This is a genomic window from Bacteroides sp. ET489 (genome assembly GCF_030518095.1).
Lineage (GTDB): Bacteria > Bacteroidota > Bacteroidia > Bacteroidales > Bacteroidaceae > Bacteroides > Bacteroides ndongoniae.
On record NZ_JAULLJ010000009.1, the window covers coordinates 42,500 to 65,906 of the forward strand.

Below are 23,407 nucleotides of genomic sequence, written 5' to 3' on the forward strand. Positions count from 1 at the left end.
CTGTTTCTATGTTTAGAAGTTGAGGTTCAATTGTAATGTATAAATTCGCTGGATAGGATATTTGGTTCCATTCTCACCAGCCTGAGAGGGATCAAGCAGTTTTTCCTTCGACCATACAGCCAGGTTTTCACCTATCAGACTGATGGTAGCCTTCTGCAGACCGAGTTTCGAGAAGAACCGGTTCTTCAACGAATAAGAGATCTGTACGTTCTTCAGACGGAGGTAAGAACCGTCGGTCAACCAGAACGTAGATTTCTGGCTGTTGTTGTTGCTACCTCCATAGTACAGACGCGGATACTTGGCATTCGGATTCTCGGTTTCGGCCGTACCGGAGATTTCACGGGAAATCCAGCGGTTGGCAGGATCAGCAAAATCTGTAATCACGTTACCGATTGTTCCACCAGAGAAGGGTTGGTACATGGAGCCGCCATGGAAATAAGTCACACGGCTGACACCTTCGAACAGCACACTGAGATTGAAGTTCTTCCAGTTAAACTCCGTAGCAAAACCGTACTGAATCTGCGGAACGTACGAATACTTCAAAGGTACTTCGTCATCACTGTTCACATAACCGTCACCGTTCACATCCTTGTACTTGATGTCACCCGGCATATAAGTACCAAACTGCTGGATCGGACTGTTGTCGATGTCTGCCTGATCCTTGAAGAGTCCCAAAGCAATCAGACCACGACTGATTTCGCTCTGATAACCAACCTTTGTCTTATACGGATAACGCTGGATGGCTTCCTCATAGTTGGTAATTTCGTTCATGGACTGGGTATAATTGGCACGTACCACCAAGTACTTGTCGTTGTCGCCCAACGGCTGGGTATAAGAGATGTGACCATCGGCACCCCAACTTTTCATCGCACCCACATTGGCCCAAGGCATTGAAGGCAGACCTACTTCATCGGGAACACTTTCACGGCGCTGATAGATACCCGAACGAATATCTTTGAAGAAGTCGACCGTCATGTCGAAACGCTCGTGGAAGAAACGCATATCGATACCTAAGTTATACTTCTTGGCTTTCTCCCAGCGCAGGTTGCTCGAACCGACCTGGGTCTCGATCAAACCACTTCCGTTGTTCCAAACACCAGAACCACCCGTTCCCACCAACGTCAGGTACGGGAAACGTACAGAATCATCCCACGTCAGTTTATCGTTACCAACAACACCATACGAAGCTCTGATCTTGAAATAGTTGACAAAGAAGTTACGGTCCTGATACCACTTGTACTGCGTGGGCGACCAACCCAACGATATGGCAGGGAACCATCCGAACTTCTTGCCTTTTTCGAAGGCCTCGGAACCGGTGTAACCCATGTTGAATTCGGCCATATAAATATCGTTGTACGAATAAGAGAAACGGCTGGCGTAACTGTTGTAGCGCTTGGGGATGGCAGTCAGTAACTGCAACCATTCGGATTTAGTGTAATCCTGCCAATAAGCGTTGACAAGGGCACCGACACGGTGAACTTTGTTGAACACACGGTCGTAGTTGACTCTGAACTCGAAGTAGTATTTACGATCGACATACATACCACGACTGAAATAAGGTTCTATAGCTTCGGAAACTTTCTCCAAATTGAGCGAACCGTCGCGATTACGTCCGTTGGCATAATAAATAGCAGGCTGCTTTCCACGGGTTTCCGTCATGTTGCTGTTACCATCGAAGTTGAACAGACCCATCACGGACAGACCCGGAGTAATGGCCTTCAGATCCTGAGTCAGCTGCATCGTAATCTTGTTGTTGTTGGAATAGAACTTCTGGTAACCCATCATGTTCATCAGTACATAGGGACTGATTGTATTCTTTTCGGAACCGTAACCGGGTGCCTGACCTCCGGTATACAACATCGGCACGGTGACCGGTGTCAGATTGGCTTGTGCCTGCCACAGCACATCGCTGTTATTGCCACCGTAACCCGGATAATTCTGTGTAACGATATAAGTCTCTTCGTTCAGCGAGAGGGTAGTTGTCGGGGTGACGTTCACATCGACATTGGCACGGAAGTTGAATTTGTTGTATCTCACATTCGTATCGTATTGGTTCACACCCTTGTCCTGCTTGAAGATGGCATCTTTGGTCGTAAAACCGGTACTGATGTAGTAGCGTGCTACCTGTCCACCGCCCGAAGCACTGAGGAAGTACTGCTGGTTCCAGGTATAGTCTTTCAGAATAACGTCACGCCAGTTAACGTCGGGATGCAAGTCGGGGTCCATGTGGCTCCGGAACAGGGCCAGATCGACGTCGGAATAGATGGGCACACCGCCACGGGTGATAGAGGCTTCGTTAGCAAGTTCGGCATAGGTAGCGGCGTCTACATACTCCGGCATACGCGGCGAGTAAGACAGACCGGCATTCATCTTGACATTGACTTCCAGTTTACCGGCTTTACCTTTCTTGGTGGTCACCAATACAACACCGTTGGCACCACGGATACCGTAAACAGCCGTTGAGGAAGCGTCCTTCAGGATGGAGAAGCTTTCGATATCCTCGGGGTCGAGGGTATTCAGGTTGCCTTCGATACCGTCAATCAACACCAGAGCACCGGAACCGGCACCGAAAGTACTGATACCACGTACCCAGAATTCGGAGAAGTCGTTACCCGGCTCACCACTACGATTGACAGAGATGATACCCGGCACACGGCCACCCAGCATGTTGCTGACAGAAGTTGCCGGCGCCTTCAGTTGGGCCACCTCGACACCAGTGACGGCACCTGTCACGTTGATCTTCTTCTGTACCTTACCGGAAGAAGTAATCACGACTTCGTCCACCATGGTAGAGCTTTCTTTCAGCGCTACCCGCATCTGGCTCATATTTTTCGTTATTTTAAATGTCTGTGTCTCGTAACCAATGTAAGAAACTTGCAGCGTTTGCCCACTCTTGATACCACCTAATTTAAAGTGTCCGTCCACATCGGTGATAGCACCCAGCGAAGGATTTTCCTTTACCGAAATAGTCACACCGATTAATAACTCTCCCTTTTCGTCCATCACCGTACCGGAGGCTGAAAGGGTCCCCTGTGCATGTAGCGCGCCATACGAAGCGATCAACGCTACCAGGAACATGATGATATGTTTTATTTTCATTTTGACTAATTGTTATATTGATAATAAGTTTGTGTTCAACCCGAGTGTAGTGTAAGCTTGTTATTCAATGGTCATCTTACGTATTACACCTGTATTGTCTTCACCAATAAAGAAGTTTTCCTCACCGTCAAGAGCAATGCAGAGCGGATTGTCGAAGTAAGCCTCGGTAGGCGTACCGTTTACTCTACCACTCTGATTAGGATGACCGGCTACGAGAGAAACCTCACGGCCTACAATCTTCACAATGCAGTGCGCACCTTGCAGAACTACATAAAGTTCACCTTTACTGTTGACACACATACCGCATGGATTCTTCAGCACAGCGTCGTTCAGACGGTCGCCTGTCACGTTGTCACCTTCCCAAGAAGCCTTGAAACCAGCATAACGTTCTACTTTCCAGGTTCCATCCGTTTCCTGCCAATATTTGAAAATAGCATTGTTGTCAGGATAAGAACAGAAGAAAGCCTTGTCATATTTACTATAAGTAAGGTAGTATCTCCATTGTGATGTGTTGATACCTGAAAATTCGGCAGAGAACTGATTGACGTTGAACATCATTTCAGTCGTTTTGTTTTCCAAGTCAATCTGATGCAAGCCATCGGCACCCATGACGTAAACATAACGGTCGTCTTCGGCAAAGCTCATGTTACCCTGATTGTTACCTCCGGCGAACGGATAAGTAATACCGGTAGCATTCAACGTCCATCCGTCGCTACGTTTAGCGGTGTAAATCTGTCCATCACCACGGGCAACAATCGCAACTCCGTCGCGCGAATTGTTGGTAGCCACACTACCCATGTAACCGATACCGGTAAGCTGAACCATCATATTGTCGTCGAACGACACCAGATAGATTTTGTCGGCCCAACCACCGCAGGATACAATCAGGTTGTCGCCATCCTGTCCGGCCACAGCTGCCAAATGGGATGTACTGTTCAGACGGGCCTCATCAAGCGTACCTGTCACGTGCGGGTCAACTTCACCAAACTTACCGACTACGGTAGTTACTGATTCAGTCAGATAATACTTGAACGTAAAATTGTCCAATGTATAAGTCTGTCCGTCTACTTCCATAGTGATTTCTTTCACTCCCGCCGGTTGCTTGGGCACCAATCCATACAAGTCGCGTCCGTCGCAGTTGACCAATACCGCTTCTACGCCACCAAAAAAGACCTTGATTTTACTCAAATCGAGCGGGAAATTACCGGTAATCACAAAATTGTTATTAATTCGCCCCCAATTGGGAGACATCGATTCCATCGCAATCGGCTTGCTTGGATCGTAATAGTTGCCCTTTTCAGGCCACTTCTCAATTTCCTCCTTTCCATTACATGAGGTTATCATTAGTGAAAAAAGAACGGAAACACAAAATAAGATAGCGTTAATTCTCATAATGTAATTTTTAAATGGTTAACATTATTATGGTTTCTTCGATGCAAAATTAAATAATGTTATACCAAATGAATAGGGGTAAAAATACTTTCGATAGGGGTAAAAGTACTTTTTAAGGGTAAAAAGGACACTTTACCCACATTTATCCCTGATTTCATAAGGGAAAAACAACTTTTGAGCTCAACCGGACACAACAAAAAAGAAGACGATTCACCACAGAGGGCACAGAGAAACACAGAGGAAGAAGTGGAGGCAATCTGTGAAATCGGCGCAATCTGTGGTGAAACCAAGCGTTTAGAGGTAAAGTTTCACCGTAAGCAAATGAGCGTGAGCAAGTTGAGGTGAAAGATGGATACACGGAATAAGCGAATGAAACGCAGATTTTAAATTTTTAATTGAATCAGCGTGAAACGTTATCTTTCACCATATCTTGCTGTATACCAAAATGAAAGTTTCCTGGTGAAAGCGTGAACCCAATTTTTCTCTTTCTACTTTTTATCCGTGTAAATCTGTCCTATCTGTGCTGTCCGTGTATCCATCTTTCACTCATTCTTCATTGCGAATGTTTCACTTTTCGTTCTCAAAGTGCCACTTGGCGGACGTAACTACCTACTTCAGCCTGGCAACATTGATGATGGGTTAGTAAGTTTTGTCCGGACCCTCTACGAGCATTGCCTGAATACCCCGTCTGTAATGCAAGTACGGCTCGCGAGCCGTGCAAGCGTCCCACAAATGGAATGCAAGCGTGGCTCACGAGCCGTACAAGTGTCGAAGAAATGCCTCCCGGAATTACTTGGAAATCAGTACGTCGAATTCGGAATAACCCGCCACTTTATCGCCCTGCGTATTGTTCAAGGCACGGAGCTTGACGAAACGGGTCTTGACGGGAGCAAACTCTTTCATCTGCCACGAAGGATTGTTGCGGATGTTGGAGAACTCGCCTTCGCTGACCAGCTTCCACTCACTGCCGTTGTCGGAAACATAGAACTCGTAGAAGGTGATGATGCCCGACGGAAAATAGTCGCTCTGGTCGGGAAGGTATCTGAAGCCTTTGATTTCGAGGGATTCACCAAGGTCGATAACCAGGTCGGCAGGCATCATGCCACGCTGGTGCCATCCGGGCCAGGCTTCACCATCGATCACACGGGCGGCGTTCGCATCGGCAGCTATCACTTTCCACTTCGTGCGCGACACGCCGAACTCTTCGCGGCTCACTGTACTCTGTTTGCCGGTAGCCATATCGACCGAAACGGCACTGACAGTAACAACGCCGTCGGCCATGAACGGACCGGTGTAACGGAGCGACTGGGTAGTGGGGTCAGTGCCGTCGAGGGTATAGAACACTGCTGACTCGCCGTCGGCGGGACGGATGATGACTTCACCATTGGGATGGCGTACAATCTGCGGTTCGGTGAGTACCTGCGGTGCATTGTAGATGCCGATGTTCGAGATGAGCGGACATGCCTTGGCATCGAGGATGGAGATGCGGACTTGCGTAGCCGTAACAGTGGGCAGGCGCAGGATGCGTTTGTAGCCGATGGTGGTCTCGCGGGCCAGTTCGCGCCACTGTCCGTCGACGTTGGCTTCGACCTTAAATGACTTGACGCGCTGTCCCAAACGGATATACTCTTGCAACAGAACGCGGTTCAGCGTAGTAGGTTTCTTAAACGTAAAGGTGATGTCGGACTGTGTAACGCCGTCGTCGGTGGCCCAGTAGGTGTCTTTCTTGCCGTCGATGGCTTTGGAAGCAGCATACTTTTTGCTGCCACCGCGCACGTTGCCGGCTTCAGCTTTGGCTTTGCGGGCCAGATCGTCGGCAAAGGCTTCGTCGAGCGCCTTGCGCAGTTCGAGCACGGCACGCTCGTCGTTGGCATGAATACGGCCTTCCTTATCAATAGGGAAATTGAGCAGCCATGTACCGTTGCGACCGATGGAGTTGTAGAAGATGTCGAGCAGTTGGGGCAGTTTCTTCACCTTGGCATCCTCGTACTTGTGGTAGAACCAGCCCGGACGGATGGAAACGTTCACTTCGGAAGGAATCCACTGCTTGCCGTCCTCGATACCTACGCGAAGCTGTTTGAAGTCGGGTTCGCCGGGAACAAACTGCTTGTAGTTGTAAAGGCTCCAGTTGGTCTCGCCCACCGAACCGCCTTCGTTGCCACACCAGCGGATGTCGGGACCGCACTCGTTCCAGATGATGGCCTGCGGTTGCAGTTCGCGGATAAGGCTGATGGTGTTGTCCCAATCGTAATAGGTGGAGCGATCGATGTTGCGGTTTTCGCGTGCACCGCCGTAATAGCCCCAACCACCGTTGGCACCGTCGAACCAGACTTCAAAAATATCGCCATACTGGGTGAGAAGTTCCTTCAGCTGGTTGCGGAAATAGGTGATGTAGCTGGGCTGGCCGTAGTCGGCACGGTTGCGGTCCCACGGCGAAAGGTAGATACCGAACTTCAGCCCATACTCCTTGCAGGCATCGGAAAGTTCGCGAACCAGGTCGCCTTTGCCGTCTTTCCACGGCGAGTTCTTGACGGAATATTCGGTGTACTTCGTCGGCCAAAGGCAGAAACCGTCGTGATGCTTGGCGGTGAGGATGATGCCTTTCATGCCGGCTTCCTTGCAGACACGTGCCCACTGGCGGCAGTCAAGATTGGTGGGATTGAACATCTGAGGTGTGTTGCCACCGTCGCCCCACTCCTGGTCGGTGAAGGTGTTGATGGCAAAGTGGATGAAAGCATAGAACTCCATTTCGTGCCAACGCAACTGATTTTCGTTAGGCAGCGGACCGCACGGAGCAGGTGCGGTGGTCTGTGCCTGTGCTGCGGACAGGAATATCCACAGGGCAGAAAGTAAAAATAAGGTTTTCTTGATCATGGAACTTATGATAATGGTTAATGGTTAATGGTTAATGAGCTGCAGAAATTCTTCATTCCTCATTCTTCATTATCTCGGCTTTAACTCCTAAAAAAATGTATCATCTGAAGAGGTTGTGTCAAAACCAAGTGATGGTATCTGGCTCCCCTCCTTCGGGAAGGAGGAGAGTTTCAGATACTTCTGTTTTGACACACCCTCCAGATACTATATTAAGTTAAGGAACTGCTTTCCTTTTAGGCACGGATTACACGGATTTTCGCGGATGATTATTCTTCTTTCTCTGCGTTTTTCCGCGTAATCCGTGCCTAAAAATAACAAGATGTCAGTCACTTTTAGTTTTTATACACCTCTTAAGTCATTTACTCCGTCAGCTTACGGGTCCGGACATATACGCTGTAGGGTTCGTCGGTAACTTCGAACAAAGGCTTCAGGCGATACGTGGTGCCACCGTCGTCGAGCGAAAAGACGAGATTCTGCGCATCAGTTACTTTCAGCCCCGAAACTACGTCGGACGCCGAACCTTTCAGCCAGATTTCATCGGGCGACTGGAATGCCAGCAGCATGGGGCCGTAGAAGACAGCAATCGTACGGTCGTCGTCGGGCATAGGCTCGATGCGGAAACCGAAATCGAAACGGATTTCGATGCGGTCGCCGTCGCTCCACTTGCGCTGAAGGGTGAAGAAGGAACCGGGACTACCCGTACCTGCCCGCTCACCATTGACGAAAATGGCTGTCTGCTTGCTCCAGGAAGGAATGAACAGGCGGAGAACCAACTTGGATGACTTCTTCATGGACAACGTGATGCCTGCCTTGTGATCACGAAGCAGGTCGCCAGTCTGGGTCAGACTGACACGACGGTCCTTCCAGTTGAGCAAGGTAGGAATATACTGATTGACCCAAAGCGTATCACCACTATGGAAGTAGATGTTGTTGTTCAGCAGCGAAAAGGCTTCGATGCTGGAACCGTTGCAGCACTTGAAGTCGGCCTGACTGTCGAGATACTTCTTCTGCCGCGGCGAACCCAAAGGAAGATGGTAAACACAGGCTCCGGTCTCATGGTTCTGAAGAGCCATCACGGCATTGTAGAAAGTATTCATGTAGGCATCGGCATACTTCGGGTTGCGGGTCCAGGTAAACAGGTGTGCCGTAAGCTTTTGGGTGTTGTGCGAAACACAGCTTTCGGCTATCTCGCGGGTGAGCGTATTGCCCAGATGCCCCGGCAGTCCCCAGTGTTCGGAAGTGAGCGAAGTGGGCGTAGTAGCATTGGGACGCGGACCACTGCTCGAACCGTTGACATAGGCATGGGCCGAGAGAAGCATCTCCCAGAAGTTGGACACCGCATCGTAGTACAGCGGATTGCCGGTCTGGTCGTAACCTTCGACAAAGCCGTTCACCAGCACGAGGTGGGTATTGGCGTGCAAGCCGGAAAGAATGTCTTCGTTGGCAGCAAGGGGACGGAGGAACCAGTCGCGGTCGAAGATACGGGCAAGCTTCAGGTGCTTCTCGTCGTGCGAGATGGCATAAAGCTCGTAAAGGACTTCGTTCATGGCACCCGCCTCGTTCGAAGGATTGGCCTGAACAGTGTAGAGCATCTTGGAGATGGTGGCCTCGTCGAGCCGGCTCATGCGACGGTCTACATAATCGGCCATCCCGAGCAAGATGTCGTAAGCCTGTCGGTTGCCGGTGTTGCGATAGACATCGAGCAGACCTTGCATGATTTTATGATAAGTATAATAAGGTGCCCATACGCCACCAAAAACTGTTTCGAGCACATCGAAGTCGGTGGCAGGAAAAGCGGACAGGTAACCATCACCTAACACCGACTGGCACTTGGCAAGTTCGGCAACCATGTAGTCGAGGCGGTCGTGCAGGAACGAATCGCCATACTTCCGTACCACCGAAGAGGCCGCCGACAGATAGTGACCTACAAAATGTCCGCGCAACCCGATGTACGGTGCTTCCCACCCGCCAAGCGGTTCGGCCGACGAAGGAAGCCCGGCATTGACTCTGAAGTTGTGGAGCAGACGGTCGGCATCGAGCGACTTTATCCAAGCGATGTTCAACGATTCGCGCTGCTGCACCCAGGAGGGTTGCAACACAACATCTTCAACCGGAAACGAAAGGGCACGGGACTTATCGTCCCCTATGCCCTTTGCGCTGAGACTACCGACCATCAGGGCCGATAACAGCAATAACAGAATTTTATTACTTGACTTCATTTTTAAAAGCGGACTTGACTGTTGCGTTTATCAGAATTACTTCCGGGCAGGCTTTACACTGATACCTTCGGTAGTCAGCTTAATGGGCTGAATAGTGCCGTCGGGATTGAAGTAGAGATATTCTACGCACACATGACGGCGACAGTCGCCACCCGGAGTGCCGTCCAGCGGATAAGAACCGTCGTGGTAGAAGAAATACCACTGTCCCTTGAACTCGACAACAGAAGGATGAATGGTAAAACCGTGATTGGCCGGGCCGGTAATGTAGCCACGGAACGTCCACGGACCTTCGATGTTCTCGGCAGTAGCATAACAGATCTGCTCGGGCTGTACACCGGGAGCATCGGCAGCATATACATTATAATATAGGTTACCACGCTTGAACAACCAAGGACCTTCGGCAAAGTTACGGAAAGGAACCTTCTTGACGGGACCGTCAAGTTCGATCATATTCTTCTTCAGTTTCACCATGTAGCAGTCGCCATTACCCCATGCCATCCAGGGAGTTCCGTCATCGTCGATCAAGACAGTCGGATCGATATCGGCATTGGGACGGTGCGAGTCAGGTGTCATGTCGTCAGTAATCAGCGGAGTACCATCCTTACGAGCCGGCTTGAAGGGGCCTGTAGGCGAATCGCTGACAGCTACGGAAATCATGTGCTGTCCATTGTCTTTCCGGTCCAGAGTAACATAATAGTAGTATTTGCCATCTTTCTCGACCACTTGTGCAGCCCATGCTCCGTAAGGACTTGCACCGGGGAAGTCGGCAGCACGCAATACGGGACCGTGTGCCGTCCAGTTCTTCATATCGGAAGAGGAATAGCAAAGCCATTCGGGCATGTTGAACCATCCACCTGCACCGGCTCTGTCGGCTCCGACGTAAGCATAGGCTTTATCGCCAATGATGGTGACTGCCGGATCGCCCGTAAACGAATCGCGGAACAAGGGATTCTGTCCAGGCTTAAACGGTTTTTCTTCTCCGCAGATGGAAACTTCGTCAATAGCTCCGTCGAGTACGGAAAGACTGTTGGGGAACCCACCCGGATAACCGCGTCCGATGACCCACATACCGGCATTGTGGCGTACAGCCAAGCCTTTATACTTAAGAATGGAAACACTATACTTCTGTCCTCCGGAAAGACGGACACCAAACTCCAAGACAGTTTCATTCTTCTTCTCATTGTATCGGGCACGTGCATAAACATCGTACCACCGCCCGCCTTCTACATGACTGCCTGCGGCAAGACGTTGCGGCTGACCATCGACATCGGCCACCTGGACGAAAAAGCGTTGCTCCATCGGGTCGAAGCCAATGGATATATCGGCATAAATGGAACCTTTGGTACCTTCCTTGCACAGATAAACCTGCTCGGTACCCAGATGGTTGCACTTCAGACTGAAACTGATGTTCCATGCCTGCTGTATGTCGTAGAACGGTAACGAACGATTGAAAGGAACTACATACTCGCGTCCTTTCAACAAAAGAGAACGGGTATTGGGACGCCCTTCAATGGAGGTAACCGGCACATCGTCGGAAAAAAGATTCGGCGAAGGCATGTAATCGTTACACTGAATCAGATTACCGTTGCCGGTTTCGTCGTAAACGTAAGGCTGTGGCTCGGCCGGTTTTCCTTTATCCGACGTAAGCGGCTGCCCGACCACGGAAGGCGAAACAGAATCACCCGACAGATGCTGTACTTTCTCGAAACTCCAATATGCCAATTGTTTGGCTTTATCTGTGTCGCCGGCACTTGCTGTTGTAGCAAGTAAAAATAACAAAGGGACACCGTTTGCTAAAATAAATCTTCTTTTCATTAGTAATTCATTAATTATACAAATCTAAGATCAACAGATTTGCAAAGTTTTGATTAAAATGCTACATTTCCGCCCTGTTTGCTGACTTCTGTCAATCTCCAACAAGGCTTTATACAAAGAACGGCAATTATCATAGAAGATATATCAGCCAATACTTACTTTTAATAGCACAAAAACGACTTTTTTCAGGCCAATTACTCCCAATTCGACAAGAACTGAGGGGTTTTCAGCAAAAAAGCATATCACATTAGCAAGTTTTTAGTCTATTTTACCTAAATTTGCAACCTCTTTTCAAAATGACAACAAACATCAATAGGTAAACAAAGTTCTACAAATCAGAAAAATGAAAGCGTTCGAATTCAAGCCGAAACTCTACACGGCTCTTAAAAATTACTCTAAAGAAATGTTCATGGCCGACCTTATGGCCGGTATCATTGTAGGAATTGTGGCCTTGCCGCTGGCCATTGCTTTTGGTATTGCATCAGGCGTATCACCCGAAAAAGGTATTGTAACAGCCATCATTGCCGGATTCATCATCTCGTTACTGGGTGGAAGCAAGGTACAGATAGGCGGACCGACGGGAGCATTCATTGTGATTATTTACGGCATTATCCAGCAATACGGCGAAGCAGGCCTCATCGTGGCTACGCTGATGGCAGGTGTCATACTGGTATTGCTGGGCGTGTTCAAGCTGGGAGCTGTCATCAAATTTATTCCTTATCCCATCGTTGTGGGCTTCACGAGCGGTATCGCCGTCACTATCTTCACCACGCAGGTAGCCGACGTATTCGGTCTGCAATTCGGCGACGACAAGGTGCCGGGCGACTTCATTGGCAAGTGGATGGTTTACTTCCGCCACTTCGACACGGTGAACTGGTGGAATACATTGGTCAGCATCGCCAGTATCGCCATCATTGCGCTGACACCCAAGTTCTCGAAAAAGATTCCCGGTTCGCTGATTGCCATTATCGTGGTGACTGTAGCCGTATGGTTGATGAAAATGTACGGCGGTATCGACTGCATTGATACCATCGGCGACCGCTTCAGCATCCGTGCCGAACTGCCTGACGCTGCCATCCCTGCCCTGGACTGGGAAGCTGTGAAGAATCTGTTTCCTGTAGCAGTAACCATCGCCGTACTGGGTGCCATCGAATCGCTGCTTTCGGCTACAGTAGCTGACGGTATGATTGGCGATAAACACGACTCGAATACGGAACTGATAGCTCAGGGAGCTGCCAACATCGTAACTCCGCTTTTCGGAGGTATTCCTGCAACGGGTGCCATTGCCCGTACAATGGCCAATATCAATAATGGCGGTAAATCTCCTGTTGCCGGTATTGTACATGCTGTAGTGCTGCTGCTCATCCTGTTGCTACTGATGCCGCTGGCACAATACATTCCGATGGGATGTCTGGCCGGTGTGCTGGTAGTCGTATCGTACAACATGAGTGGCTGGCGTACGTTCAAGGCACTGCTGCGCAATCCCAAGTCGGACGTGACGGTACTGCTTATCACTTTCTTCCTGACAGTCATCTTCGACCTGACCGTAGCTATCGAAATCGGTCTGGTGATTGCCTGTGTACTGTTCATGCGCCGAGTTATGGAAACAACGGAAATATCTGTCATCAAAGACGAAATCGATCCGAACAAAGAATTGGATATTACAACTCATGAAGAGCATCTCATCATTCCCAAGGGAGTAGAAGTATACGAAATCAACGGTCCTTACTTCTTCGGCATTGCTACTAAATTCGAGGAAATGATGGCACAAATGGGCGACCGTCCTAAAGTACGTGTCATACGAATGCGTAAAGTACCGTTCATTGACTCAACCGGTATTCACAACCTGGAAAACCTGTGCCGCATGTCACAAAAGGAAAAGATAACAATTGTCCTCTCGGGTGTCAACGAAAAGGTACACAAGGTGCTCGAAAAATCCGGATTCTACGAACTGCTTGGTGAAGAAAACATCTGTCCGAACATCAACGTAGCACTGGAAAGAGCACAGAAACTGCTTTAAGTCGAAAAAATGGCACACAGATAACGCTGACCAGCGGTCTGTGTGCCATTTTTCTATTGTTATAGTTCTTTACGAAGTGCGCTTAGCTCTTATTGCGCATCGGCAGGTTTTTCGATACCTTCGCTTGTCGCACGCTCTTCCATACGCTTGATGCGTTCGTCAAGATCGGGATGAGTAGAGAACAATTGATTCAATTTACTGGTTTTCTGTGCACCGGCTTCTTCCTGCAACGACTTCAGCTTGCGGAACGACAAAGCCATTGACCACGGATTCTTGCCCGACTTCTTCAGAAATTCATAACCATAATCATCGGCTTCACGCTCCTGCTTCTGCGAATAAGTAGCGTTGACCAACGCTTCGCTCAAATCACCCAACTGCGAATCGGTCAAAGCAGCCACTTTACCTCCCTGTGAAGAAATACCGTCTTTCAAAGCCGAAGTGAGTAAGGCAGTGCGGAATCCGCTTTTCGAATCACGATGGGCTACGTGACCAATCTCGTGACCAATCACTCCCAGCAATTCTTCATCGGTCATAATATCCATCAGGGAAGAAAAGACACGTACACTGCCATCGGCACAAGCAAAAGCATTCACATCGGTCACATAGTAAACTTTGAAGTTCAAAGGAATACCGTCGGCATCGCCTAAACCTTCCGTCAGTTTCTTCAACCGTTGAGTGTACGGATTGTCATCGGGGCAAACCTGATTATGCTCATCCATCCACTCAATGTACTCCTTGACATATTCCGTCATCTGCTCATCGGTCAAGGTAATGGCTTTTGCAGCCTTCGCTGCACCACTCAGCGCCTTTTTCAGATTAAACTGAGCCATGGCAGGCACTCCAACCGCCAGGCATAGCAGCAGAAGAGCTGCTTTTAATAGCATTTTTTTCATCATATACATTTATTAATAAGAACCATCAGTTACAATTCTGTTCTTCACCTGGCTTTTGCGGACGAAGCATTACCCAAGCACCACCGGCACAAACCAAGCCACAAACCAACATTATGCCCCATATCCAGCATTCATCGCCCGGCAACCGAACATCATTCGTATATTGCGGACGACAGAGCACGGTTACTTCATCGCCCACTTGCCTGAAAGGCCAATAATATTTCTTGGAAACGTAACAATCGCCATACTTGTCCGTGGAATATTTTATCAGCATTTCATGCTCAAACCTCACTTTCCGATGACGATGTACCCGCTCCGTACTGGTTTTCTGAATCACTCCGACAACACGTTCATGAGTACTGTATGCATGATACAACGACCAGAAGCCATACAATGCACCTCCAGACAAAGCTATTCCTCCCAATATCAGCAGAAAGCAAATCAATTTTTTGTGTAAAGGATCCATAAATATTGACTTTACTACAAAGGTAATATAAAACCTACGAAATGCAAAGCGAAAAAGATGGTTTATAAGTATCTGAATGGGAAGTGCAACGAACCACATTCAGAATAAATATTTATCACAACTTCTCTACTATCCTGCAGAACTGTTGTAGGAAAGAAGGAAGAATAAGAATACCGTTTGTATATGACATAAAAATAGTTATCTTTGTAACAGATACTATCTCTGATTCATTGGCAAGTAAACCCTGACGCATTATGAAAAGAAACTATCCAGTAGGCATACAGAACTTTGAAAAAATACGTAGTAGAAACTATTGTTATATTGACAAGACTGAACTGATTTACAAACTGGTAAAATCAGGACAGTATTATTTCCTGAGCCGCCCCCGCCGATTCGGAAAGAGTCTGCTTATCTCGACCTTGGAAGCATACTTTCAGGGGAAAAAGGAACTTTTCGAAGGACTTGCCATGGAAACACTGGAAAAGGAATGGATCGAATACCCCATCCTGCACCTTGACCTCAATACAGAAAAGTACGATACACCCCAAACACTGGAAAACAAACTTTCCCTGAACCTGAAAATGTGGGAAGATGAGTATGGAGCCAATGAATACGAATACTCTCTTGCCACCCGTTTTGAAGGAGTGATACGCCGTGCGGCAGAGAAATGGGGCCGAAACGTAGTCATCCTCATCGACGAGTACGATAAACCCATGCTTCAGGCCATCGGCAACGAAACGTTGCTGACCGACTACCGCAACACGCTGAAAGCCTTCTACGGCGTGATGAAGAGTTGCGACCGCTACATCAAGTTTGCCCTACTGACCGGAGTAACCAAGTTCAGCAAGGTGAGCGTGTTCAGCGATCTGAACAACCTGATGGACATCTCTATCGACGAACGATTTACCAGTCTGTGCGGCATTACGGAAGAAGAACTGTTCACTAACTTCCAGGAGGACATCATCGAACTGGGAAAAGAGAACAAACTGACCGAAGAGGAAACCAAGGCTGAACTGAAAAAGATGTACGACGGCTATCACTTTGCAGAGGAGAGTGAAGACATCTACAACCCCTTCAGCCTGCTCAATACGTTTGCCAAAATGCGCTTCGGAAGCTACTGGTTCGAAACCGGTACACCCACTTTCTTGGTCGAACTGCTGAAGCACAGCCGTTACGACCTGCACCGTCTGACCGAAGAAATGGCTTCTGCCGACTCGTTGGGAGGCATTGATACAATGCACACCAATCCGGTGCCCATTCTGTATCAAAGCGGTTACCTGACTATTAAGGGTTACGACCGTGAGTTCCAAGTTTACTATTTAGGATTCCCCAATAAAGAGGTAGAAGAAGGCTTTACCAAATTCCTGCTCCCTCGTTACGCCTACTTGGAGACGGGCAACCCGTCGTTCGAAATTATGAGTTTCGTCAAGGACGTGCGTCAGGGCGATGCGGATGCTTTCCTCCGACGGCTTCAGAGTTTCTTTGCCGACAGTCCTTACGAACTGGCACGCGACCTGGAGCTGCACTACCAGAATGTGCTTTTCATCGTCTTCAAGCTGCTGGGCTTCTATACGCAAGCCGAATATCACACTGCCAGCGGACGCATCGACATGGTGGTAAAGACAGATAAGTACATTTATGTCATGGAGTTCAAGCTAGACGGCACCGCCGAAGAAGCGTTGCAGCAGATTAACGACAAGCAGTATGCCCTGCCCTTTGCCTCCGACTCACGGAAACTGTTTAAGGTAGGCGTGAACTTCAGCAAAGAGAAACGGGGCATAGAGGGTTGGATAGTAGAAGATTAAGAGAGAATATAGAAATCTACTACTATTCCTCGAACTGATCCAACAGTTCCTTGCACCTTTCCACGTGTTTCCTATATTGCAACAAAGCTACCACAATAGCAAAGACGATGGAAACAATACCCGACACGGTGATAAGCTGTACAGTGGCATCATCGTCCGCCCGGTCATACAGCCGCATAAATATATAGGTAAGCATAGCGGTCAAGGGAACTATACTGGCCACGAGCGACCCCGTATAGAATTTGCGATAACCGGTAATCTTCTCTGTAACCGTTCGCACATCGTCGTTCAACAGATTGTTCATGCCCAGCTTGCGGCTGACCCACAGGCTGACACCCAAGTCGGCCAACGCCCACAACGACACCAATATACCAAACAACATGGGCCAGTCTGTGTTGATACAAATCACGATAATCATAGGCACCGTCAGTCCGTCACCCAGCATCCGGTCTCTGATTTCCTTGCTGAGGGCCATCGCAGGCCGTTTCCTGAGGGATTTGAAAAACTTTTCGTTCAGCGTTTCCTGCTTTTCCAGCCCTTCCTTAAACACATTATACTCCGATTTCAGTGTCTGAAGTTCTTTTTCGATATTGATTTCCATACGATTCCTTTGTTAAATGTTAGACATTTTTTTGAGTTGTTCCTTGATGCGGACCAGTTTGAACGAGACATTCTTGACAGAAATACCCAGGATAGCACCGATTTCGTCGTAGCTCAGGCCTTCGAGCCACAACAGGACGACGCTTCTGTCTACCAGTCCCAACGCGTTGATCCGCTTATAAAGCTGCTTTATCTGCAAATTCTTTTCAAGGCTGTTTCCATCCGTGTGGAAACCTTTGCCGAGGTTCAGCCGTTCGCGCTGCTTCTTCTTCCGGTTGCTGAAGTTGATGCAATAGTTCAGACTGACGCGATAGATCCATGTCCTGATGTCGCTTTTCCCCTCAAAACTGTCGAAGCCTTGCCATAACCGGACGAGGATATCCTGATACAGGTCGTTCACCTCGTCCGTATCTTCCGAAAACATGTAACAGACGGTATAAATGGTCCGCTCATGTTCCTTAATGATATTTGTGAATTGTTGTTCTTTTGTATTCATTTCACTTTCTGCTTTTACCTGTTAGACCACTGACAACTCAAAAAACTATAGCCCGGCAACAACTTTTTTCCGGTTTTCTTTTTGCCGTAAGCTACGTATCAGTTTTCGGACCATAAAATTCACCATTTCTCCGGTCTTTTCCACTACCCGATGGAGTAAATTCTGGCTATTCACGGCTCAAAAAATAACGTTTCACAGCAACCTGCTTATTATGAGCGGTTTACTATGAAACGTGAACCATAAAAATTCCTCGTTTGTATCCTTCGTGAACAACACTTGCAATTCATTTGTGGGACACTTGTACGGCTCGCGAGCCGTACAAGTGTGGTAGAAAAGCAATATTTGCATGGCAATAAAACGCCTTTCTACCCCTGTTTCCGACATTAACCTAACCTTAACGTAACCTTAACCGAAATCCTTTTCCCTCTCCCCTACCTTTGCAACATCGAAACAAGAAACAAAGAACAGTTTAACTTATAAAACATAAAACGAATATGATTACCAATCTCATCATGGCCACTCTGATTTCGGCCGCAGGCGTTGCTTCAAGTTTAGTATATAATGTGAAAATGGAAGGCAACCGAATGACCAACAAAGAAGTTTACACCCTGAACGAAGGAAAGTATCTGAAACGTCTCTTCAAGATGGACTTCACCTACAATGCACAAGGACAGGTGACCGACAAGAAAACCTACGTGTGGAACGAAAACCAGCAGGAATATGTACTACAGCAGGTAGAAACCTTCAATCCGGACAGCAATATACACGCCGACTGACAAACGGCAGAAGTTTAACTTTACAAAACAGCACTCTTTTCTAACAAAAAAACGATACAGAAGATTTACTTTTTCCCTGCCAAATAGACGCCCAGCAACACGCATGTGGCGCCTAGCAGGGCGAAAGGAGTCAGAGGTTCGTTCAGAAAGAACAAAGCACCGATAGATGTAAAGATAGGATTAAGGTAAATATAGTTGGATGCACGGACGGTACCCAGCCGCTTCAGAATGACATTCCATGCCGCAAAACAGACCAACGAAGCCAGCACACCGAGGAACAACAGATTCATCCAGACGGCAGGATGGGCAAACGACGACAAAGGAAACTGCCACGGACGAAAGGCAAAAACGGGCAAAATAGTAAGCAGACCGTAAAAGAATACCTTACGGGTAACAAACACCGTAGAGTAACGACCGGACATCTGACGCATAATCAGGCTGTAGAATGCCCAGCTCAACGAAGCCGCAAGCGAAAGGAAATCGCCCAATGGAGAAAGCTTCAGCACAAAGTTGCCGTTGAAGATAACCAGTCCTACTCCTACCAAAGCCAGCAGCGAACCCGCCGTCAGTTGCCAGCCGGACTTCTCACCCCGATAAAAAAGTTTGAAAAGCAACATAGTAAGCAGCGGTGTGCTGCATACGATAAAGGCTACGTTAGTAGTCAGCGTCACTTCGAGTGCTGTGTTCTCGGTCAGGAAGTAGAGCGAACCTCCCGTTATGCCACCCAACAGCATCCAGCCTTCGTCACGCCAGTTATGACAAAACAACTTACGGGGTGAAATGAACCAGATGCCCACATACGCCATCAGGAAGCGAAGCAAGAAAATCTCCTGCGGAGTCAGTCCGTTCTCTATCAGCACACGAGTCGATATGAAAGTCAATCCCCAGATGCCCACCACAACAATAGCCGCCAGGTGCCATCCCCATTCATTTTTCTCTTTCATAGTCCTGACCTATTCTGCTTTTTCCACTCCTTTATCACCTTTGGCCGCTTTGTAAGCCTCCATTTCGGCACGGCTGCGGCTCGATGTCACCAACCAGACACCACCGAATATCATCACTACCGAAAGCACTTTTGTCAGGTTGAAACTATCCATACCCCAACAGATAGCTACAATGGTAGCCACCAGCGGCTGAATGTAGTTGTACATACCTGCCACGGTAGGACGCAAGTTCTTCTGTCCGACAATAATCAGGATATAACTGAGGAATGTAGCTCCTACCACTACAAAAAGAATGGAAGCGATACGGGCTCCGTCAAGTGCCAGCCAGTCAGTAGCCAGCAGACTGCTGTACGAGAAAGGCAACAGACAGATGAAAGCATAGGTAAACATCCACTTCATCACCGTAACAGCCGAATATTTGGTTACGAAATTCTTAAACAACACAAAGTAAAAAGCATAACTACACTGAGCCAGAAGCACAAACACATCACCCAACAACGGATTGTCGCCCTTCACCGTCGTACCCGAAGCCTGCGAACTGCCCAGAATAAGCAGCAGTGCACCCGATGCTCCCACGGCGATACCCAGTATTTTCTTGCCCGTAATAGGTTCCTTCAGGAAAATGGCTGCCAGAATCATAGCTATCAGCGGCATACTGGTAGTGATGATGGAAGCATCCACGGGCGAAGTCATTCCCACCCCGAAAATGTAGCTTCCCTGATTGAAAACAATGGCCAGCAGCGAAGCCACGAAAAGTTTCATCAAATCTTTATGCCCCACATGTTCGGGTTTCTGGAAAAACGAAAAGATCCAAAACAGAATCATCGCGCCGAATACGCGCAAATCAGTCATCACCAAGGAGCTGACTGCTCCCCCTATCATCACAAACTTGGCCAGCGGAGCCATCAGTCCCCACATGCTGTTAGCGGCCAGCATCGCCACGTGACCTTTCATTTTTGCAGTGTCCATAAGCAGAATATTTCTTTTTCGGGCGCAAAATTACGAGAAAAGTAGGCAACGTATCTACGCAACCCAATGTTTTTTATGTACTTGATAAGTAAATCTGAAAATAAACACGTAAATTTGCATCGGTTTATTAACAAGGATATAAACCGAATTAAGTAAGATATAAACACGTTTTCAATAAATTATTAACAAGTATGGAATACAATTTCAGGGAGATTGAAAAGAAATGGCAGAAACGATGGGTAGATAACAAGACCTATCAAGTAACGGAAGACGATACGAAACAGAAATTCTATGTACTGAACATGTTCCCCTACCCCAGCGGCGCCGGTCTGCACGTAGGACACCCGCTAGGTTACATTGCTTCGGACATCTACGCCCGCTACAAACGCCTGCAAGGTTTCAACGTACTGAATCCCATGGGATATGACGCTTACGGACTCCCTGCCGAACAGTATGCCATACAGACCGGACAACACCCGGCCATCACTACTTCCGCCAACATCAACCGCTATCGCGAACAGCTGGACAAGATAGGTTTCTCGTTCGACTGGAACCGCGAGATACGTACTTGCGATCCCGAATACTACCACTGGACACAATGGGCTTTCCAACAGATGTTCCAGAGCTACTACGACAATGCACTGCAAAAAGCACAACCCATCAGTACTTTGATAAAGTCTTTCGAGACTAAAGGTACCGAAGGACTGGACGCAGCCTGCAGCGAAGAGCTGAGCTTTACGGCCGACGAATGGAAGGCCATGAGTGAAAAACAACAGCAGGAAACGCTGATGAACTACCGCATCGCCTACCTGGGCGAGACCATGGTGAACTGGTGTCCGCAACTGGGTACCGTGCTGGCCAACGACGAAGTAGTAGACGGTGTATCGGAACGTGGCGGTTATCCCGTTGTTCAGAAGAAGATGCGCCAATGGTGTCTGCGTGTGTCGGCCTACGCCCAACGTCTGCTCGACGGACTGGAAACCATCGACTGGACAGACTCGCTGAAAGAAACACAGCGCAACTGGATTGGCCGTTCGGAAGGTACCGAAGTACAATTCAAGGTGAAAGACAGTGATCTGGAATTCACCATCTTCACAACCCGTGCCGATACGATGTTCGGTGTAACGTTCATGGTGCTGGCTCCCGAAAGCGAACTGGTTCCGCAAGTTACTACCGAAGCCCAGAAAGCCGACGTAGAAGCCTATTTGGATCGCACCAAGAAACGCACCGAACGCGAACGCATCAGCGACCGTAGCGTAAGCGGTGTCTTCTCGGGTTCGTATGCCATCAATCCTTTCACAGGCGAGGCAGTGCCCATCTGGATTAGCGACTACGTACTGGCTGGCTACGGTACAGGTGCCATCATGGCTGTACCTGCACACGACTCTCGCGACTACGCTTTTGCAAAGCATTTCGGTCTGGAAATCCGTCCGCTGGTCGAAGGTTGCGACGTAAGCGAAGAGAGCTTCGATGCCAAAGAAGGTATTGTTTGCAACAGTCCGAAAGCCGATGCCGTTCCTTATTGTGACCTTTCTCTGAACGGACTCACCATCAAGGAAGCCATCGCCGCTACCAAGAAATACGTCAAGGAACATCACTTGGGTCGTGTCAAGGTGAATTACCGTCTGCGCGACGCCATCTTCAGCCGCCAGCGTTACTGGGGCGAACCGTTCCCTGTTTACTATAAGGACAACATGCCCTACATGATTCCCGAAAGCTGCCTGCCACTGGAATTGCCCGAGGTAGCCAAGTTCTTGCCTACCGAAACAGGCGAACCACCGTTGGGTCACGCTACGAAGTGGGCTTGGGACACAGTAAACAACTGTGTAGTAGAAAACAGCAAGATTGACAACCAAACTGTCTTCCCGCTTGAACTGAATACCATGCCGGGCTTTGCAGGCTCCAGTGCCTACTACCTGCGCTACATGGATCCACGCAACCACACAGCACTGGTAGACAAGAAAGTAGATGAATACTGGCGCAATGTAGACCTCTATGTAGGAGGTACAGAACACGCTACCGGCCACCTTATCTACTCACGCTTCTGGAACAAGTTCCTGCACGACCTGGGCATCTCCGTTGTAGAAGAACCCTTCCAGAAACTGGTGAACCAGGGTATGATTCAGGGCCGAAGCAACTTCGTATATCGTATCAAAGATACCAACACCTTTGTATCACTGGGCCTGAAAGACCAGTACGACACTACCCCACTCCATGTGGATGTAAACATCGTATCGAACGACGTGCTCGATGTAGAAGCCTTCAAGGCATGGCGTCCGGAATACAACACTGCCGAATTCATTCTGGAAGACGGCAAATACATCTGCGGATGGGCAGTAGAGAAAATGTCCAAGTCGATGTTCAATGTTGTTAATCCCGACATGATTGTCGAGAAATACGGAGCCGATACATTGCGTATGTACGAAATGTTCCTTGGCCCGGTAGAGCAATCCAAACCATGGGATACAAATGGTATCGACGGTGTACACCGCTTCCTCAAGAAATTCTGGGCACTGTTCTACGATCGTACAGGCAACTATCAGGTAACGGACGAAGCCGCTACAAAAGACGAACTGAAGTCTCTGCATAAGCTCATCAAGAAGGTAACAGGCGACATCGAGACCTTCTCGTACAATACCAGCATCAGTGCCTTCATGATCTGTGTCAACGAACTGGCTTCGCTGAAATGCAACAAGAAAGAAATCCTGAACCAGCTGATCATCGTACTTGCACCATTCGCTCCCCACGTCTGCGAAGAGTTGTGGGAGACGTTAGGCAATACCGGATCGGTATGCGACGCCCACTGGCCGGCCTACAACGAGGAATATCTGGTAGAAAATACCATAAACTATACGATCTCTTTCAACGGCAAAGCCCGCTTCAATATGGAATTCCCAACTGATGCCACTTCCGAAACCATTCAGGCTACAGTTCTGGCAGACAAACGTTCAGCCAAATGGATGGAAGGCAAATCGGTAGTGAAAGTCATCGTAGTGCCGAAGAAGATCGTAAACGTTGTAGTGAAATAATTTTGTTAAT

The 23,407-nt window shown here is 48.4% G+C and carries 15 protein-coding genes; 4 read left to right on the forward strand and 11 right to left on the reverse strand.

All coding sequences use genetic code 11. The features are described from left to right. Nucleotides 1-12: 12 nt before the first annotated feature. The 5 genes from Q3C19_RS07145 to Q3C19_RS07165 all read right to left on the reverse strand — a co-directional run bounded on the left by Q3C19_RS07145 (nt 13) and on the right by Q3C19_RS07165 (nt 11,399). The gene (locus Q3C19_RS07145) at nt 13-3,099 is read right to left on the reverse strand and encodes a TonB-dependent receptor (RefSeq protein ID WP_287641346.1); all 3,087 of its coding nucleotides are present in this window, start codon (nt 3,097-3,099) and stop codon (nt 13-15) included. 60 nt (nt 3,100-3,159) lie between these two features. Beyond that, entirely contained in the window at nt 3,160-4,443 is a 1,284-nt protein-coding gene (locus Q3C19_RS07150) for an IPT/TIG domain-containing protein (protein ID WP_302728226.1), read from the reverse strand. An 837-nt stretch (nt 4,444-5,280) separates the two neighbouring features. After that, nucleotides 5,281-7,365 carry an alpha-L-fucosidase gene (locus Q3C19_RS07155; protein WP_302728227.1) on the reverse strand — a complete coding sequence of 695 codons (2,085 nt, stop codon included), beginning with the start codon at nt 7,363-7,365 and terminating at the stop codon, nt 5,281-5,283. Nucleotides 7,366-7,724: 359 nt separating this feature from the next. Continuing rightward, nucleotides 7,725-9,584, reverse strand: a complete 1,860-nt coding sequence (locus tag Q3C19_RS07160) for a glycoside hydrolase family 127 protein (protein ID WP_302728228.1) — start codon at nt 9,582-9,584, stop codon at nt 7,725-7,727. Between the two features lie 36 nt (nt 9,585-9,620). Beyond that, entirely contained in the window at nt 9,621-11,399 is a 1,779-nt protein-coding gene (locus tag Q3C19_RS07165; RefSeq protein ID WP_302728229.1) for a glycoside hydrolase family 43 protein, read from the reverse strand. A 343-nt stretch (nt 11,400-11,742) separates the two neighbouring features. Between Q3C19_RS07165 and Q3C19_RS07170 the strand changes: the two genes are divergently transcribed. Then, the gene (locus Q3C19_RS07170) at nt 11,743-13,419 is read left to right on the forward strand and encodes a SulP family inorganic anion transporter (protein WP_071148197.1); all 1,677 of its coding nucleotides are present in this window, start codon (nt 11,743-11,745) and stop codon (nt 13,417-13,419) included. An 89-nt stretch (nt 13,420-13,508) separates the two neighbouring features. Here Q3C19_RS07170 and Q3C19_RS07175 read toward each other — a convergent pair whose 3' ends face one another. After that, complete coding sequence (locus Q3C19_RS07175) at nt 13,509-14,312, reverse strand: M48 family metallopeptidase (protein ID WP_022164320.1); 804 nt, start codon at nt 14,310-14,312, stop codon at nt 13,509-13,511. 25 nt (nt 14,313-14,337) lie between these two features. After that, the gene (locus tag Q3C19_RS07180; RefSeq protein ID WP_277120947.1) at nt 14,338-14,778 is read right to left on the reverse strand and encodes a DUF3592 domain-containing protein; all 441 of its coding nucleotides are present in this window, start codon (nt 14,776-14,778) and stop codon (nt 14,338-14,340) included. A 254-nt stretch (nt 14,779-15,032) separates the two neighbouring features. Between Q3C19_RS07180 and Q3C19_RS07185 the strand changes: the two genes are divergently transcribed. After that, nucleotides 15,033-16,583, forward strand: a complete 1,551-nt coding sequence (locus tag Q3C19_RS07185; protein WP_302728231.1) for an ATP-binding protein — start codon at nt 15,033-15,035, stop codon at nt 16,581-16,583. 22 nt (nt 16,584-16,605) lie between these two features. Here Q3C19_RS07185 and Q3C19_RS07190 read toward each other — a convergent pair whose 3' ends face one another. Together Q3C19_RS07190 and Q3C19_RS07195 are read right to left on the reverse strand one after the other, a co-directional pair. After that, complete coding sequence (locus tag Q3C19_RS07190; RefSeq protein WP_302728233.1) at nt 16,606-17,184, reverse strand: hypothetical protein; 579 nt, start codon at nt 17,182-17,184, stop codon at nt 16,606-16,608. 12 nt (nt 17,185-17,196) lie between these two features. Next, nucleotides 17,197-17,679, reverse strand: coding sequence for an RNA polymerase sigma factor (locus Q3C19_RS07195; RefSeq protein ID WP_022163178.1), 483 nt, complete (start codon nt 17,677-17,679; stop codon nt 17,197-17,199). A gap of 494 nt (nt 17,680-18,173) precedes the next feature. Between Q3C19_RS07195 and Q3C19_RS07200 the strand changes: the two genes are divergently transcribed. Beyond that, nucleotides 18,174-18,455, forward strand: a complete 282-nt coding sequence (locus Q3C19_RS07200) for a DUF3836 domain-containing protein (RefSeq protein WP_022163179.1) — start codon at nt 18,174-18,176, stop codon at nt 18,453-18,455. A gap of 65 nt (nt 18,456-18,520) precedes the next feature. Here the strand turns inward: Q3C19_RS07200 and Q3C19_RS07205 are convergent, their stop codons facing one another. Further along, the gene (locus Q3C19_RS07205; protein ID WP_071148202.1) at nt 18,521-19,399 is read right to left on the reverse strand and encodes a DMT family transporter; all 879 of its coding nucleotides are present in this window, start codon (nt 19,397-19,399) and stop codon (nt 18,521-18,523) included. Nucleotides 19,400-19,408: 9 nt separating this feature from the next. Beyond that, a complete protein-coding gene (locus tag Q3C19_RS07210) occupies nt 19,409-20,368 on the reverse strand; it encodes a DMT family transporter (RefSeq protein ID WP_022163181.1) in 960 nt (319 codons plus the stop codon). Nucleotides 20,369-20,559: 191 nt separating this feature from the next. Here Q3C19_RS07210 and leuS point away from each other — a divergent pair, with 191 nt between their 5' ends. Continuing rightward, on the forward strand, nt 20,560-23,397 hold the full coding sequence (leuS, locus tag Q3C19_RS07215) for a leucine--tRNA ligase (RefSeq protein ID WP_302728237.1): 2,838 nt from the start codon (nt 20,560-20,562) through the stop codon (nt 23,395-23,397). Nucleotides 23,398-23,407: the final 10 nt, after the last annotated feature.

What these genes read in the sequence shown, in the direction of transcription:
- Q3C19_RS07145 (WP_287641346.1), bottom strand. Translation starts at nt 3,099, where the DNA reads ATGAAAATAAAACATATCATCATGTTCCTGGTAGCGTTGATCGCTTCG.
- Q3C19_RS07150 (WP_302728226.1), bottom strand. Translation starts at nt 4,443, where the DNA reads ATGATAACCTCATGTAATGGAAAGGAGGAAATTGAGAAGTGGCCTGAA.
- Q3C19_RS07155 (WP_302728227.1), bottom strand. Translation starts at nt 7,365, where the DNA reads ATGATCAAGAAAACCTTATTTTTACTTTCTGCCCTGTGGATATTCCTG.
- Q3C19_RS07160 (WP_302728228.1), bottom strand. Translation starts at nt 9,584, where the DNA reads ATGAAGTCAAGTAATAAAATTCTGTTATTGCTGTTATCGGCCCTGATG.
- Q3C19_RS07165 (WP_302728229.1), bottom strand. Translation starts at nt 11,399, where the DNA reads ATGAAAAGAAGATTTATTTTAGCAAACGGTGTCCCTTTGTTATTTTTA.
- Q3C19_RS07170 (WP_071148197.1), top strand. Translation starts at nt 11,743, where the DNA reads ATGAAAGCGTTCGAATTCAAGCCGAAACTCTACACGGCTCTTAAAAAT.
- Q3C19_RS07175 (WP_022164320.1), bottom strand. Translation starts at nt 14,312, where the DNA reads ATGAAAAAAATGCTATTAAAAGCAGCTCTTCTGCTGCTATGCCTGGCG.
- Q3C19_RS07180 (WP_277120947.1), bottom strand. Translation starts at nt 14,778, where the DNA reads ATGGATCCTTTACACAAAAAATTGATTTGCTTTCTGCTGATATTGGGA.
- Q3C19_RS07185 (WP_302728231.1), top strand. Translation starts at nt 15,033, where the DNA reads ATGAAAAGAAACTATCCAGTAGGCATACAGAACTTTGAAAAAATACGT.
- Q3C19_RS07190 (WP_302728233.1), bottom strand. Translation starts at nt 17,184, where the DNA reads ATGGAAATCAATATCGAAAAAGAACTTCAGACACTGAAATCGGAGTAT.
- Q3C19_RS07195 (WP_022163178.1), bottom strand. Translation starts at nt 17,679, where the DNA reads ATGAATACAAAAGAACAACAATTCACAAATATCATTAAGGAACATGAG.
- Q3C19_RS07200 (WP_022163179.1), top strand. Translation starts at nt 18,174, where the DNA reads ATGATTACCAATCTCATCATGGCCACTCTGATTTCGGCCGCAGGCGTT.
- Q3C19_RS07205 (WP_071148202.1), bottom strand. Translation starts at nt 19,399, where the DNA reads ATGAAAGAGAAAAATGAATGGGGATGGCACCTGGCGGCTATTGTTGTG.
- Q3C19_RS07210 (WP_022163181.1), bottom strand. Translation starts at nt 20,368, where the DNA reads ATGGACACTGCAAAAATGAAAGGTCACGTGGCGATGCTGGCCGCTAAC.
- leuS (WP_302728237.1), top strand. Translation starts at nt 20,560, where the DNA reads ATGGAATACAATTTCAGGGAGATTGAAAAGAAATGGCAGAAACGATGG.